Annotated in this window: 14 protein-coding genes and 2 tRNA genes; 13 read left to right on the top strand and 3 right to left on the bottom strand. The window is 43.9% G+C overall.

Annotated features, from left to right (window positions below):
* Positions 1 to 10 precede the first annotated feature (10 nt).
* Positions 11 to 775, top strand: a complete 765-nt coding sequence (gene sdhB / locus ACFQ4A_RS10935) for a succinate dehydrogenase iron-sulfur subunit (RefSeq protein WP_382400492.1) — start codon at positions 11 to 13, stop codon at positions 773 to 775.
* Between the two features lie 75 nt (positions 776 to 850).
* Positions 851 to 1297: an acyl-CoA thioesterase gene (locus ACFQ4A_RS10930; RefSeq protein WP_382400490.1), complete on the top strand. Its 447-nt coding sequence runs from the start codon at positions 851 to 853 to the stop codon at positions 1295 to 1297.
* 37 nt (positions 1298 to 1334) lie between these two features.
* Here ACFQ4A_RS10930 and ACFQ4A_RS10925 read toward each other — a convergent pair whose 3' ends face one another.
* Positions 1335 to 1559 carry a helix-turn-helix domain-containing protein gene (locus ACFQ4A_RS10925; RefSeq protein WP_382400488.1) on the bottom strand — a complete coding sequence of 75 codons (225 nt, stop codon included), beginning with the start codon at positions 1557 to 1559 and terminating at the stop codon, positions 1335 to 1337.
* Positions 1560 to 1886: 327 nt separating this feature from the next.
* On the opposite strand from ACFQ4A_RS10925, the gene ACFQ4A_RS10920 reads away from it, so the two are divergent.
* The 6 genes from ACFQ4A_RS10920 (at position 1887) to ACFQ4A_RS10895 (ending at position 6422) form a co-directional block, all read left to right on the top strand.
* Positions 1887 to 2336, top strand: a complete 450-nt coding sequence (locus tag ACFQ4A_RS10920; protein ID WP_382400486.1) for a MarR family winged helix-turn-helix transcriptional regulator — start codon at positions 1887 to 1889, stop codon at positions 2334 to 2336.
* Positions 2337 to 2356: 20 nt separating this feature from the next.
* The gene (racE, locus tag ACFQ4A_RS10915) at positions 2357 to 3169 is read left to right on the top strand and encodes a glutamate racemase (RefSeq protein WP_382400484.1); all 813 of its coding nucleotides are present in this window, start codon (positions 2357 to 2359) and stop codon (positions 3167 to 3169) included.
* A 117-nt stretch (positions 3170 to 3286) separates the two neighbouring features.
* Positions 3287 to 4390, top strand: coding sequence for a GerMN domain-containing protein (locus ACFQ4A_RS10910; RefSeq protein WP_382400482.1), 1104 nt, complete (start codon positions 3287 to 3289; stop codon positions 4388 to 4390).
* 140 nt (positions 4391 to 4530) lie between these two features.
* Positions 4531 to 5298, top strand: a complete 768-nt coding sequence (rph, locus tag ACFQ4A_RS10905) for a ribonuclease PH (RefSeq protein WP_382400480.1) — start codon at positions 4531 to 4533, stop codon at positions 5296 to 5298.
* Positions 5295 to 5900: an XTP/dITP diphosphatase gene (locus ACFQ4A_RS10900; RefSeq protein ID WP_382400478.1), complete on the top strand. Its 606-nt coding sequence runs from the start codon at positions 5295 to 5297 to the stop codon at positions 5898 to 5900. Before rph ends, ACFQ4A_RS10900 begins: the two co-directional genes overlap by 4 nt.
* 9 nt (positions 5901 to 5909) lie before the next feature.
* On the top strand, positions 5910 to 6422 hold the full coding sequence (locus tag ACFQ4A_RS10895) for a YfcE family phosphodiesterase (RefSeq protein ID WP_382400476.1): 513 nt from the start codon (positions 5910 to 5912) through the stop codon (positions 6420 to 6422).
* Positions 6423 to 6514: 92 nt separating this feature from the next.
* Here ACFQ4A_RS10895 and ACFQ4A_RS10890 read toward each other — a convergent pair.
* Together ACFQ4A_RS10890 and ACFQ4A_RS10885 are read right to left on the bottom strand one after the other, a co-directional pair.
* A tRNA-Arg gene (locus ACFQ4A_RS10890) sits at positions 6515 to 6588 on the bottom strand.
* A gap of 13 nt (positions 6589 to 6601) precedes the next feature.
* A tRNA-Gly gene (locus tag ACFQ4A_RS10885) sits at positions 6602 to 6675 on the bottom strand.
* Between the two features lie 310 nt (positions 6676 to 6985).
* Here ACFQ4A_RS10885 and ACFQ4A_RS10880 point away from each other — a divergent pair.
* From ACFQ4A_RS10880 to yihA, 5 genes are all read left to right on the top strand, one after another.
* Positions 6986 to 7966 carry a tetratricopeptide repeat protein gene (locus tag ACFQ4A_RS10880; RefSeq protein ID WP_382400474.1) on the top strand — a complete coding sequence of 327 codons (981 nt, stop codon included), beginning with the start codon at positions 6986 to 6988 and terminating at the stop codon, positions 7964 to 7966.
* A gap of 144 nt (positions 7967 to 8110) precedes the next feature.
* A complete protein-coding gene (gene tig, locus ACFQ4A_RS10875) occupies positions 8111 to 9397 on the top strand; it encodes a trigger factor (protein ID WP_382400472.1) in 1287 nt (428 codons plus the stop codon).
* 318 nt (positions 9398 to 9715) lie between these two features.
* Entirely contained in the window at positions 9716 to 10996 is a 1281-nt protein-coding gene (clpX, locus tag ACFQ4A_RS10870) for an ATP-dependent protease ATP-binding subunit ClpX (RefSeq protein ID WP_382400470.1), read from the top strand.
* 640 nt (positions 10997 to 11636) lie between these two features.
* Positions 11637 to 13973, top strand: a complete 2337-nt coding sequence (gene lon, locus ACFQ4A_RS10865; protein WP_382400468.1) for an endopeptidase La — start codon at positions 11637 to 11639, stop codon at positions 13971 to 13973.
* Positions 13954 to 14541: a ribosome biogenesis GTP-binding protein YihA/YsxC gene (yihA, locus tag ACFQ4A_RS10860; RefSeq protein ID WP_382400466.1), complete on the top strand. Its 588-nt coding sequence runs from the start codon at positions 13954 to 13956 to the stop codon at positions 14539 to 14541. Before lon ends, yihA begins: the two co-directional genes overlap by 20 nt.
* The last annotated feature ends 406 nt before the right edge of the window (positions 14542 to 14947 follow it).

The raw sequence follows: 14947 nt of genomic DNA, 5'->3' as shown, positions 1-14947 counted from the left end.
GTAAGTGAGGATGGCTGAGCAAAATACTGTTACGTTTATCATTACCCGTCAGGACAGCCCGGATTCTTCTCCTTATAACGAGACTTTTGAAGTCCCTTATAAAAAAAATATGAATGTTATCTCCGGACTGATGGAAATTCGCAGAAACCCGGTGAACGCTAATGGGGAGAAAACGACACCGGTTCAATGGGATATGAACTGTCTGGAAGAAGTTTGCGGGGCGTGTTCCATGGTTATTAATGGAACGGCCCGACAGTCATGTGCGGCTCTTGTGGATGAGATGGAGCAGCCGATCCGTCTTGAGCCGATGTCGACATTTCCGGTTATCCGTGACCTATTCGTCGATCGTGAGCAAATGTTTGATGCATTGAAACAGGTGAAGGCTTGGATCCCGATTGATGGAACGCACGATCTTGGTCCTGGCCCGCGGATGCCTGAGAAAAAGCGTCAATGGGCTTATGAACTTTCCAAATGTATGACGTGCGGGGTTTGCCTTGAAGCTTGCCCGAATGTCAATGATAAGTCAGATTTTATTGGCCCTGCGGCACTTTCCCAGGTACGCTTGTTCAACGCGCATCCAACAGGTGAAATGAACGCAAGTGAACGCCTTGAAGGGTTGATGGAAGATGGCGGTGTTTCGGGATGCAGCAATGCCCAAAACTGTGTACAAGTATGTCCGAAAGGTATTCCACTGACCACATCCATTGCTGCGATGAACCGTGCGACAAACATTCAGGCATTCAAGAACTTCTTTGGCAGTGATGAGGCGCACTAGGCTATAAATTCTATCAATCTGTTTGACCCTTGCTTGTTTGGCAGGGGTCATTTTCATAACAGGGAGGCAATACCGTTGAAAAAAGTTTCATATATTGATAACATAGCGCAATGGCGGTCTGAGTTTTCATTTTCTATTCCGGTTAAAATTCGTTTTTCCGAAACGGATATGTTCGGTCATGTTAATAATGTGTCGGCATTTATTTATTTTGAAGAAGCTCGGATCGAATTTTTAAAAGCGGCAGGTATGTTTGGTAACCAGGATAGTGACGCGGCCATGCCGATTGTGGCAGACCTGCAATGTGATTATCAGCAACAGATTTATTTCGATGACAACATTAAGTTATATGTCAAACTGAACCATATCGGCAATACCTCTCTGGATGTCCATTATATGGCACTGAATGAAAAGGGGGAACTCTGTTTGACAGGACGCGGGAGAATGGTATACATACACCCGGAAACCGGAAAGCCCGTCCCATTATCTGATTCGATAAAAGAACGATTAATGGCGGTTAAATGATAAAAACCGACTTCCTTAAAAAGAAAGTCGGTTTTCCCTAAAGCTTTAGCTCCCCCATCCGGAGGAGTTCTACAACAGCTTGGGAACGCCCCTTAACACCCAATTTCTGCATTGAGTTCGAAATATGGTTCCGGACAGTTTTTTCTGATATGAACAATTCCTGGGCAATTTCTTTTGTTGTTTTGTCTTGTACGAGAAGTTCGAATACTTCTTTTTCACGATTGGTCAATAGTTGCTTCGGTTTGTACGTGTTGTCCTTCAAATGATAACCCCTCCTTGCTGTCAAAGAGCTGCAGTTGAAGGGTGAATTATTTAGTCACTAACAGCGTATGAAATAATGCGTAAACGGTGCGCACATTTTTAAATGACGTTTAATAAAATGGTAGTAGATTATTGGACAATAACCATCAAGATTTCATTCACGTACTAATTTCACCGAAAAACTGCGATTTTTGTCATGTTATGTTACACTGACATACAGTCATAAAACGTCATGGAATAACGTATAAGATGCGCTATATACGAGGCCAAGCCTAGTTTTTCCAAAACGATTGGTATACATTCGAGTTCTTTGGGGGGGTTACCCGGGTTGAATAAAGACATATCAGCAGAAACAATTGCCGATCTTGAAAAAAGACTCCGCTACATTTCAGGCATCATCAAACAAAATGGAAGGAAGATACTTCATCATTATCCAATCACCTCACCGCAATTTGTAGCCCTGCAGTTTCTTGTTGACGATGATTTGACGATTGGTGAGCTTTCCAGTAAAAACGGTTTAGCGTTCAGCACAACGACAGATCTGGTCGATCGTCTAGAAAAGAACGAGCTCGTTGAGAGAGTAAGGGATACAAGTGACCGCCGGGTCGTTAGGATCCATGTATTGCCAAAAGGCAAAACCATTATTGAAGACGTGGTGGAAAAGCGTCAGGAGTACTTAGGTGATGTCCTGAAGAATTTTTCAGGAGATCAGACGAAAACATTAAATGAACTGTTAACTTTTCTTTATGAAGAAATGGAGCAGGTTGATTATCAATAACAGCACGAAGAGGCGATTTTTTGAATCAGGCTATAGGCGTTATCGATTCCGGTGTAGGCGGACTGACAGTTGCCCATGAGTTAATGCGCCAGCTTCCGGGCGAAAGCTTAATTTATCTGGGTGATACGTTAAGGTGTCCATACGGGCCAAGGTCAGAAGCGGAGGTGAAACGATTCACTTGGGAAATGGTGAATTTTTTGCTTCCTAAAGATATCAAAATGCTTGTGATAGCATGTAATACGGCAACAGCATTTACGTTGACTGAGCTGCAGGAACAATTGCCGATTCCGGTCATTGGTGTCATCAAACCGGGAGCACGTGCAGCCATCAAATATACAACGAACGGCCATGTTGGTGTGATTGGAACAGAGGGAACCATTCGGAGCGAGGCCTATGCGACGGCATTAAAACATATTAAAGCCGACGTTCGTGTTAATTCATTGGCTTGTCCATTGTTTGTCCCGATGGTTGAGCAGGGTGTTTTATCCGGTGAAAGGGCTGATCATATTGTGGCACAGTCGCTGAAGCCGTTGAAGGAACAGAATCATATTGACACGTTAATACTTGGCTGTACCCATTACCCGTTAATCATAGATACCATTCAAAAGACGATCGGTGATCAGGTGACGGTTATCTCCTCAAGTGAGGAAACGGCACGTGAAACAAGTACAATTCTGGAATTTCATAATCAATTACAGACTGGGGTGGCAACGCCAACTCATCAGTTCTATACAACAGGCGACATTGGCATTTTCGTTAAAATCACGGAAGGTATTTTTAAAGCATCCGCCGATCAGTTTCAGTCTGTTTCGATTAAGCGGGCAATTATTTAAAACCCTTTTTGAACTTTTATGCTCAAAAAGGGTTTTAATTTTTTGTCTCCACATTGGTCTAAATTTTAAAACAGCTCGTATATATAATAGTACAAACCATCGTAGGAGGGGGAAACTATGCAGAAGCACAGATTATTGCTATTCAGCCTGACGGTGTGTCTCGCGATTATATTAACGGGATGTTTCCAGGGGGAGCAATCATTGGATAAAAACGAAATGGATCCGCCACAGGACGCTGAAGCAGTCGATGATTTGGAAAGTGAGTCCGGTGAAGAAGCTAGTGCCACAGAAGATGAGGAAAGTCAGGAAGAAGTCATGGAGGGTGATAAGGGGGAAACATCTGAGACGATCGACAGGCAGCTGTATTTGCTGGATGCCAATGGAATGGTAGCATCGCAGACATTGCAACTACCGCAGCCGGCATCCAATGAAGTGGCCAAACAGTCATTGGAATACCTGGTGAAGGATGGACCGGTTACCTCTCTGTTGCCCAACGGATTTCAGGCTATTTTGCCGGCCGGGACGGAAATACTCGGATTGGATTTGGATAACAGTGGAACAATGGTCGTTGATGTTTCTGAGGAATTCGAAAATTATCAGGCTGAGGACGAGTTAAACATATTGCAAGCTATGACGTATACGGTTACCCAGTTTGATAGTGTCGATGAAATGAAGCTGCGTATTGACGGAACCCCGCAGGAATCGATGCCGGTTGATGGAACGCCAATTGGTGAAGGGTATTCAAGGGTTAACGGGATAAATCTTGTCCATTCCAATACAGTCGATTTGCTCAACAGTGAACCGGTTACATTATATTATCCGTCTGTTCAAGGTGACAATGACTATTTTGTGCCGGTTACCCAGCATGTCAATGTGGAAGATAGCTTATACGAATCGACTGTTCAGACACTGATGGAAGGACCGGGATTCGATACGAACCTGCAGCATGTATTTAATAGCTCTGCAGAGTTAGCGAATGGCCCACGATTAAATAAAGGCGTGCTGGAAGTGGTTTTCAATCAGGAAGTGCTCGAGGATAGTGATGAAGCCATCATTTCCAACGATGTGATGGAAACCCTTGTACGCACATTAACACAAGATGAGGATGTAGAAGCGGTTGAAGTAAAAGTGGAAGATGTTGAAACGCTGTTTAATGAGAACGGGGAACCCTATACAGAACCTGTGACGGTCAAATCTTTCGTGTCAACAGAAAAACTATAGCGGGAAAGATCATTTAATGATTTGTAAAGACTGTGCTCAGCAGTCTTTTTTCTTCTCGACTTGAATTCATAATTTATGTTTCCTGGTAAAAAATATGTTAGGATAATGGGTGATGCATAGTGAAGGAGGCATAGATTCCATTGAGACATGACCAGCGAGAAAACAACGAATTACGATCGATTACGATGACACCGGGTTATATTAAACATCCGGAAGGGTCGGTCCTGATTGAATTTGGAGATACCAAAGTAATCTGCAATGCAAGTATTGAGGATCGCGTGCCCCCTTTTATGCGCGGGAAAGGAAAAGGCTGGATTACGGCAGAATATGCGATGCTGCCACGAGCGACAGAGCAGCGCAATATCCGTGAATCGTCCAAAGGGAAAGTGAGCGGGCGGACAATGGAAATTCAGCGTTTAGTCGGACGTGCTTTAAGATCGGTTGTCGATCTGAATCAAATTGGCGAGCGTACTGTATGGGTGGACTGTGATGTTCTGCAGGCGGATGGTGGGACCAGAACAGCGTCGATTACAGGAGCTTTTGTTGCTGTCGTATTGGCGTTTGATAAACTGCTGCAGAAAGGGACGCTAAAAAAAATGCCGGTGACAGACTTTATGGCAGCCATTTCCGTCGGGATATCATCGGATGGTACAGCACTGCTCGACCTGGACTATAAAGAAGACTCTGAAGCTGCTGTAGACATGAATATCGTCATGACAGGGGCAGGCGAGTTCATTGAAATACAAGGAACCGGTGAAGAAGCGACATTTACAGGTAATCAGCTGCAAACAATGCTTGGACTTGCTGGACAGGGCATGCGGGAATTGAACAGTATCCAGAAATCGCATTTAGGGAACCTTGCTGCTCGGATTGGCGAGACAAAACAGACAAAGGAAGATTCACCGTGAACGAGATGATTATTGCCACAAAAAACCCAGGAAAGGCAAAGGAGTTCAAGACATTTTTTGCTAGGTACCGGATCAATGCTGTTTCATTGCCCGAATTGCCTCGGGAAATGGATGATATTGAGGAAACGGGCACAACATTTGCGGAAAATGCTGCATTGAAAGCCGAACAAATAGCAGAACTGCTGGGAAAACCTGTTTTAGCTGACGATTCCGGATTGGTCATTGACGCGTTGAGCGGTCGGCCGGGCATTTTTTCGGCAAGGTATGCCGGTGAACCGAAAGATGATATGAAGAATATTCACAAAGTGTTGCGCGAATTACAGGGCGTTGGGGCGCCAGAACGGACCGCACGCTTTGTCTGTGTCCTAGCTGTAGCTATCCCTGGAGAACCCACTGTCTTTAAAAAAGGATACTGTGAAGGGAAAATTGCTGCTGAACAGGCAGGTTCAAATGGGTTTGGCTATGATCCGATTTTTATTCCCGACCGTTATACAAAAACAATGGCAGAGCTTTCGCATGAGGAAAAGAATCGGATTAGTCATCGGCGACATGCCATTGATCAATTGGAAGACTGGGTCAGACAATATGCCGTCAGTAATTGAGGTGATACAGTGCCAAGCGTATTAATAGTTAGTGACAGCCACGGCTCAACGAATGAACTTAAAACCATTCAGACCCGGCATCATGCGGATTATAAGATACATTGCGGTGATTCAGAGCTGGAAATGGATGATCCGGAATTGGCAGGGTTCATTAAGGTTGGCGGCAACTGTGACATGGATGTCAGATATCCTGAAGAACAGGTCAGTACAGTTGATGACGTAACGTTTTTTATTGCACATGGTCACCTGCACCAGGTTAAATCTAACCCGCTTGTGATTGCCTATCGGGCAGAAGAGCAGGGGGCGCAAGTCGTCTGCTTCGGCCATACACATATTGCGGGTGCCGAAAAAACCGGCAATCAATTACTGATCAATCCGGGGAGTGTTCTGCTGCCCCGGGGGCGAAAAGACAAGACGTATGCCATTATGGCATGGGATACATTAGACAATGTTTCTGTGCACTTCTATACGATTGACGGTTATCGGCTTGAAGATTTATCGCTAAAAACGTCATTATCTTAAAACCCACTGCTTGAACGGGTTTATAGTTAAAGGATGTAATAAGTAAAAATGCCCGGCATCTTATCAGTAAGATGCCGGGCATTTCAAGTCAACGTCCCAGGCAGGACTCGAACCTGCGGCCTACAGCTTAGAAGGCTGTTGCTCTATCCAGCTGAGCTACTGGGACATGGTATTATGTATGGAGCGGGTGATGGGAATCGAACCCACGACATCAGCTTGGAAGGCTGAGGTTTTACCACTAAACTACAGCCGCATGGTAAATAATGATTTCTATTTTGTTATTCATGAACCGGGTCATACTCGTCACTGACGAACAAAACTTATTATAGGCACTTTAAAACAATTTGTCAACAGGGTAAGAAAGCGTAAAATTTTATTTTTTATGTATCAGCAGGTAGATTGATGGCGATTAGATCATTGTATATGATAGGATGTAAATTGAAAATCAAATAGGGGAACTTATTCTTTCAAAAGCCTGCAACCATATGTCAGGTTTTAAAGTAGAATGTTCGGGGTATGGTTATTTATTAAGAAATTTTCTGCGGTATGAAAGGGGTGGATATATGGACAACAGCCCGGAAAATGTGATTCTTTTTCCAAAGTGGCGTCAGGCTTTAGAAGAAGAGAGCCTTTTGGCACTCAAAAACAAAAAATATGAAGAAGCATTGGAAAAGCTCGATCAACTACTCGGCTTTGGGGTACATAATCATGAAATCAACATTGGCAGGTTAATGTGTCTGATGGAACTGAACCGTTATAAGGAAGCACAGGACTTTTGTGAGGCGTTGTTAATACATAACGATAATCATTACGATCAATATGTTCATATCTACTTAACAATATTATTCCAGACAAGTCAATACGAATTGTTGATGGAACAGGTTGAACAGGAGTTTGCCGCCAAAACGGTACCGAAAGATATGACAGACCAATTCCGGCAGTTGTATGATATGAGTAAACGGATGCGTGATGAAATCAGGACCGAGAAGACGCCTGGATACATCGATGATTTATTCCAAGCTGTAGAAACCGAAAACCATGTTCGTCAATACACATTGGTTGAACAGATACGTAAACTGACTGCCAATCCGACAGACCGAATGGCATCCCTTTTGACTGATGACCGTGTACATCCTGTCACCAAAACAGCCATTTTTATGTGGCTCCAAGAAAACGGTTTTTCAGAGAAGGTGTTAGTACATAAATTAGGCGCAGAACTTTCTGTAGCCCCGGATCAGGTATCACCGTTAACTACTCACCCAGTGATGCAGCAGACATTATTAAGCATTAATGAGCAAGAACAGGAAAATCCAACGCTTTTTCAATTAATGGAACAGTTATTATGGCATTACCTCTATGTCCGGTATCCTCTTATGCCACATGAAAATGATGTTAATTCTATCGCCGCTGCGTTAACGGTAATTGGGGAAAACTATTTGGATATACATAAGACAAAGCAAACAGATAGAAATGAACAGATCATTCAATATATGGACGAAATTAAAATGTGCGATGCATTATACGCAACCATTAGAGAAGGATAGCTGCTGCAACGGATGTCTATAATGGTTGAAAGGCCATAGATTTATGTTATAATGAGATGGTTGCAAATTTGCTCATAAACATTCGAAATGTACTGTCAAGAACCGTTATCATGTTAAGGAATAATAGATTTTGGAGGGTATGTTATGTCAGCAAAATGGGAAAAACAAGAAGGGAATCAGGGTATCCTGACGATAGAGGTCAGTGCCGATGAGTTTGATAAAGCATTGGACCAGGCTTTCAAAAAGGTCGTGAAGGATGTTCAAATTCCGGGCTTCCGTAAAGGAAAAGTTCCGCGTAACATTTTTGAAAAGCGTTTTGGTGTGGAATCTCTGTATCAGGATGCTGTTGATATTGTCCTTCCTGATGCCTATACAAAGGCTGTTGAAGAAACAGGCATTGAACCGATCGAGCAGCCGGAAGTTGACATTGAAGAGATTGAAAAAGGAAAAGATCTCATTTTCAAAGCTACAGTCAATGTCAAGCCGGAAGTGACATTAGGTGACTATAAAGGATTAGAAGTGGAAGAACAGTCAGTCGACGTGACAGATGAAGACGTGGACCATGAGATTGAACATCAGCGCGAACATCATGCCGAACTGATTGTTAAAGAAGCGGGCAACATTGAAGAAGGTGACACGGTTGTGATGGATTTTGAAGGCTTCATTGACGGTGAACCATTTGAAGGCGGAAAAGGTGAAGATTTCTCACTAGAAATTGGTTCAGGCCAATTCATCCCGGGTTTTGAGGAAGAAATGGTCGGAAAAGCCTTAGGGGAAGAAACCGACATCAATGTGACGTTCCCTGAAGATTATCATGCCGAACATCTAGCAGGAAAAGAAGCCGTATTCAGTGTCAAAATCCATGACGTTAAAACAAAAGAACTGCCAGAACTGGACGATGAGTTTGCCAAAGACGTTGATGAAGAAGTTGAAACGCTTGACGAACTGAAAGAAAAGAAAAAAGAGGAATTGCATAGCCAGCGGGAACAGGATGCTGAAAATCAAAAACGGGAAACATTGATTGAAAAAGCTTCCGACAATGCCGAAGTGGACATCCCGGATGCCATGGTCGAATCGGAATTGGACCGCATGCTGCAGGAGTTCGAACAGCGTCTGCAAATGCAGGGCATGACACTCGATATGTACTATCAGTTCTCCGGCCAAGATAAAGAGGCCTTGAAAGATCAAATGCGTGAGGATGCCCAAAAACGGGTCAAAACGAATTTGACACTGGAAGCTATTTACAATGCTGAAAATCTAGAGGTCACCGATGAGGATGTTGAGAAGGAAATCAGCAATATGGCATCCATGTACGGTACAGATGCAGAACAATTAAAACAAATGCTTGGCGGCAATACCGATGCCCTTAAAGAAGAACTTAAAGGAACAAAAGCTATCGAGTTCCTGGTCGAGCATCGTAAAACGGTTTGATTCTGGAAATTGAGCTTAATATCATGTTAAAACAAGGTGCGACATGTCGCACCTTGTTTTAAACTTTTATTAATTTTTGTTATCTATCCCGTCCAACTAACATACGATAATTAAAGATGAAACGGCAGGGGGTTTTGTTTCCTGTTTCAGCCTCCTTGTCAGATTACTGAAGTTGTTTTTGGTGGCTTCCCCATTATAAAATGGAGCTGGAAAAGCGTTATTATTTTGTTTTCGTATGTTGATTTGATATGATGACGATAAGTTAAAATGTAGGCACGACAAAAAGAAGCAGATTTAAACTTTAGGAGTGAAAATGCAATGTTTAAATTTAATGAAGAAAAGGGACAATTAAAGTGTTCGTTTTGCGGAAAGAGTCAGGATCAGGTTCGTAAATTAGTGGCCGGTCCAGGCGTTTATATATGTGATGAATGTATCGAACTTTGCACGGAAATTGTGGAAGAGGAACTTGGTACAGAGGAAGCGACCGAGTTTGAAGAACTGCCAAAACCAAGAGAAATTAACGAGACGCTGGCTGATTATGTTATCGGTCAGGATGAGGCCAAAAAGAACTTGTCTGTTGCTGTCTATAATCATTACAAGCGTATTAACACACCGCAAAATAATGCCGATGACGTGGAATTGGCCAAAAGTAACATTGCCATGCTCGGTCCAACCGGTTCCGGTAAAACACTGCTAGCCCAAACACTCGCACGTATTCTGAACGTTCCATTTGCGATGGCGGACGCCACATCGCTGACAGAAGCGGGTTATGTTGGGGAAGACGTGGAAAATATTTTGCTGAAACTGATCCAGGCGGCTGACTATGATGTGGAAAAAGCGGAGAAGGGCATCATTTACATCGATGAGATCGACAAGGTCGCCCGTAAATCAGAAAATCCTTCCATCACCCGTGATGTGTCAGGGGAAGGTGTCCAGCAGGCACTCCTGAAGATTTTGGAAGGAACGGTTGCCAGTGTACCGCCACAGGGTGGACGCAAGCATCCGCATCAGGAGTTTATCCAGATTGATACGACCAACGTCTTGTTTATTGTCGGTGGCGCTTTTGACGGAATAGACCAAATCGTTAAACGCCGTTTAGGCAAGAAAGTGATTGGTTTCGGCTCTGATAATGAAGAGCAGGATTTAGATGAAAGTGAACTGCTGAAGAAAGTATTGCCGGAAGATCTGCTGCGGTATGGTCTGATTCCTGAATTCATCGGCCGGATTCCGGTCATCGGCAGTCTGACGCCACTGGATGAGGATGCGCTTGTTGAGATTCTGACCAAACCGAAGAATGCCCTTGTTAAGCAGTATGTAAAACTGTTTGAAGTCGATGATGTCGAGCTTGAATTTGAAGAAGAAGCCCTCAGAGCAATCGCCAACCGGGCAATCGAACGGAAAACCGGTGCACGCGGCCTGCGTTCCATTATAGAAAGCATCATGCTGGATGTCATGTTTGAACTTCCGTCCCGTGAGGATATCGAAAAATGCATTATCACAAAAGACACGGTTCAAAAAGAGAATGGAAGACCTAAATTTGTATTCAACGATGGCACTGTCCAGGATGAAAATGAAAAATTGCCGAAAGAAAGTGCTTAAGGTAGGGGTCAACACCAAAATCTAAGGTTGAAATATATGAATAAATATGGTATTACCAACTGGATAGCGGAGGAAAAACACGTAGACTCCTGTGGGAAAGCGCAGTGTAGACCTGAGCAGAAAAAAGCGAACTTCTTTTTTCGAGGAGGCTGAACTCGGGGCCCACGGAAAGCGTAGTGTTTTTCCGTAGCGATCGCTATAATCAAATTAAATTTGATTTGTCAACCATAGATTATGGTGAAGAGCCTAATTTAGAACAAATGAAAATATAATTTAAGAGGTTGTTCAAAAGTCCGGTAATCCTTAAACTTTCGGCGCACAGGACGTGCTAGTGCAGGCGTTAGCGATTGTCGTCGCGAACTTAGCCTGCTGGTCCTTTTTATCCTTCCTTTTGAACATGCATTTTAATGGTCAGAGACTGACATTTCTTTGGCTCCGCTTGCCAGGCATTTCAACAAGCGGGAGAGCTGATGGCTGCTGTCAGTCTCTTTCTATGTTTTGTCTTAACTGTGAGTAGTATTTGGCTACCAGGCCATACTAATGGTCAGCTGTATTGGTTTACAAATAACCATATTTTCTATACACTTGACCGATTAAATGAAATACATCGGAAACCAGTTATGATGGAGGTACATATACGATGACTAAAGAACCCATACAACTGCCTCTCCTGCCACTGCGCGGGTTACTTGTCTTTCCGTCCATGGTATTGCACCTGGATGTTGGCCGTGACAATTCTGTTGCTGCTCTGGAAAAAGCCATGATGGGTGACCAAACCATTTTCCTTGCTGCCCAGAAACAGGTAAGTGTGGATAAACCGGAGTCCAAAGATATTTATCGGATTGGCACAGTCGCTTATGTCAAACAAATGCTGAAACTCCCCAACGGGACCATTCGGGTATTAGTGGAAGGCCTTCACCGCGGCGAAATTAGCCGATTTATCGATGGCAATGAGGAATTTACGGTTGACATTGAACAACTGGAAGATGAACACGGCGAAGAAAATGAAGAAGAAGCCTTGATGCGTTCGCTGCTTAAACAATTTGAACAATACATAAACGTTTCTCAAAAAATAACGAAGGAAACATTAGCGACCGTTTCCGACATTGATGACGCTGGCAGGCTAGCCGATAGCGTCATATCACACCTTTCTTTAAAATTAAAAGACAAACAAGATCTGTTGGAAATGGTTAATGTGAAAGAACGCTTACAGCATTTGGTGCAACTGATTACGAATGAAAAGAAAGTGCTGGACCTGGAACGGAAAATCGGACAACGTGTCAAGAATTCAATGGAGAAAACCCAGAAAGAATACTATTTACGTGAACAATTAAAGGCCATCCAAAAAGAGTTGGGTGAAAAAGACGGGAAATCCGGGGAAGCCGAACAGCTGAGGGAAAAAGTTGAAGCTTCCAATATGCCGGAGCGGATTACTGACGTTGCCATGAAAGAATTGGACCGGTTTGAGAAAGTTCCACAAAGCTCTGCGGAAAGTTCGGTCATCCGCAATTATATTGAATGGCTGCTGGCACTGCCGTGGACAGAGCAGACAGAGGATACCATAGAGATCGACCGGGCAGAAGCCATCCTTGATGAAGATCATTACGGACTTGAGAAAGTGAAGGAAAGAGTGTTGGAATATTTGGCTGTCCAAAAATTAACCCAATCCGTCAAAGGTCCAATTCTTTGTCTTGTCGGGCCGCCCGGGGTCGGAAAAACATCCCTGGCTCAATCAGTTGCCCGTTCCATCAATCGGAATTTTGTCCGCATTTCGCTTGGTGGTGTCCGTGATGAAGCCGAAATTCGTGGTCACAGACGCACGTATATCGGCGCGATGCCCGGCAGAATCATCCAGGGTATGAAAAAGGCAAAAACAATCAATCCGGTGTTTTTGCTCGATGAAGTTGACAAAATGGCCAGTGATTTCCGGGGCGATCCGTCGTCAGCGATGCTGGAGGTATTGGACCCCGAACAAAACAGTCAGTTCAGTGATCATTTTATTGAGGAAACGTATAACTTATCCAATGTTATGTTCATTGCGACGGCGAACTATGTCAATAACATCCCTGGCCCATTATTGGATCGTATGGAACTGATCACGATTGCCGGGTATACGGAAGTGGAAAAACTGCACATCGCTAAAGAACATTTACTGCCGAAGCAGCTGCAAGAAAACGGACTGCAGAAGAGCAACCTGCAAATCCGTGAAGACGCCTTGCTGAAGTTAATCCGGACGTATACACGTGAAGCAGGTGTGCGCAACCTAGAGCGTCAGCTGGCCAAACTGTGCCGCAAAGCTGCAAAAATTATACTTTCCGGTGAGAAAAAGCGGGTGATTATCACTGAGAAAAGCTTAGAGGAATTTTTGGGTAAACCGCTTTTCCGTTACGGGCAAATGGAACAGGAAAACCAAGTAGGAGCGGCTACCGGCTTGGCCTATACAGCTGCCGGCGGTGATACGTTATCGATTGAAGTATCGTATTACCCCGGGAAAGGAAAATTGACCCTTACCGGAAAGTTGGGCGATGTAATGCAGGAGTCGGCACAGGCTGCCTTCAGTTATATTCGTTCCCGGGCAGAGGAACTCGCTATTGATCCGGATTTCCATGATAAAAATGACATTCATATTCACGTCCCTGAAGGCGCCACCCCCAAAGATGGCCCGTCAGCTGGGATAACGATGGCGACAGCCCTTGTTTCGGCATTGACAGGCAGAGCCGTCAAAAAAGAAGTCGGTATGACAGGGGAAATAACGCTAAGAGGGCGCGTACTGCCCATCGGCGGATTGAAGGAAAAATCGTTAAGTGCTCATCGGGCCGGCCTGACAACGATTATTATTCCAGAAGAAAATGAAAAAGATATTGAAGATATACCAAAAAGTGTGCGTGACGATTTAACATTTATAAACGTAAACCATTTGGATCAGGTGTTAACACACGCACTAACGGGGGAGAAACATGAAAGTAACGGAAGCTGAAATTGTGATAAGTGCCGTCAGCCAACAACAATACCCGAAGAACCACCTTCCTGAAATTGCGTTGGCCGGTCGTTCGAATGTCGGGAAATCGTCATTTATCAATAAGCTTATCCAACGAAAAAATTTAGCCCGAACATCATCAAAACCAGGCAAAACGCAAACATTGAATTTCTATAAAATCAATGACCTGTTTTACTTTGTCGATGTTCCCGGCTACGGTTATGCCAAAGTATCCAAAAAGGAACGAGAAAAATGGGGCGTCATGATGGAGGAATACTTTGCTACACGAGACGTCCTGAAAGCTTGTGTGCTGATTACCGACATTCGGCATGAGCCGACGGAAGACGATGTATTGATGTATGATTATTTGAAGCATTACGAGCTGCCCGTTATCGTGATCGCCACGAAATTGGATAAAATCCCGAAAGGCAAACGCGTAAAGCATTTAAACCAGACAACCCGGGCGTTAAATATTGACTCGGGGGATGTTGTTATTCCTTTTTCAGCTGAAACTGGCGAAGGAAAAGATGATGCCTGGCATATAATCAGACAATATATCAACCATTAAAGAGTCTGTTCAAAAAGGAGGATAAAAAGGACCGGTCGGCTAAGTTCGCAACGTCCTGTTGCAACGCCGACACTAGCACGTCCTGTGCGTCGAAAGTTCGAGGCGGCGCCGTTTCGAGCACAAGAAAAGCTTCACTGAAATCGCATCGCACGCAGGAAAAGTGGTTTTCTTTTCCAAGGAGCGGGCTTCCAAAGGATGTGGTGACTTCTGCAGTTGGCTATTGACGTGGGCGGTCTTAGCAGAAGGTCCCCTGCGCATTTAGATACATGAGCAGCGGAGAAACAAGCCAACGACGAAATTCGATGTGTCATTTTTACCGGACTTTTTATACGAAAATGGGATTTTTGCTCAAAAAAACGCAAAAAAACACCCTCCCGATAATGGGAATACCCATTTTTGAAATTTG

The organism is Lentibacillus salinarum, assembly GCF_042679865.1.
Classification (GTDB): domain Bacteria; phylum Bacillota; class Bacilli; order Bacillales; family Amphibacillaceae; genus Lentibacillus; species Lentibacillus salinarum.
Note: the sequence above shows the minus strand (reverse complement) of the source record. Positions and strands in the feature narration are given on the sequence as shown.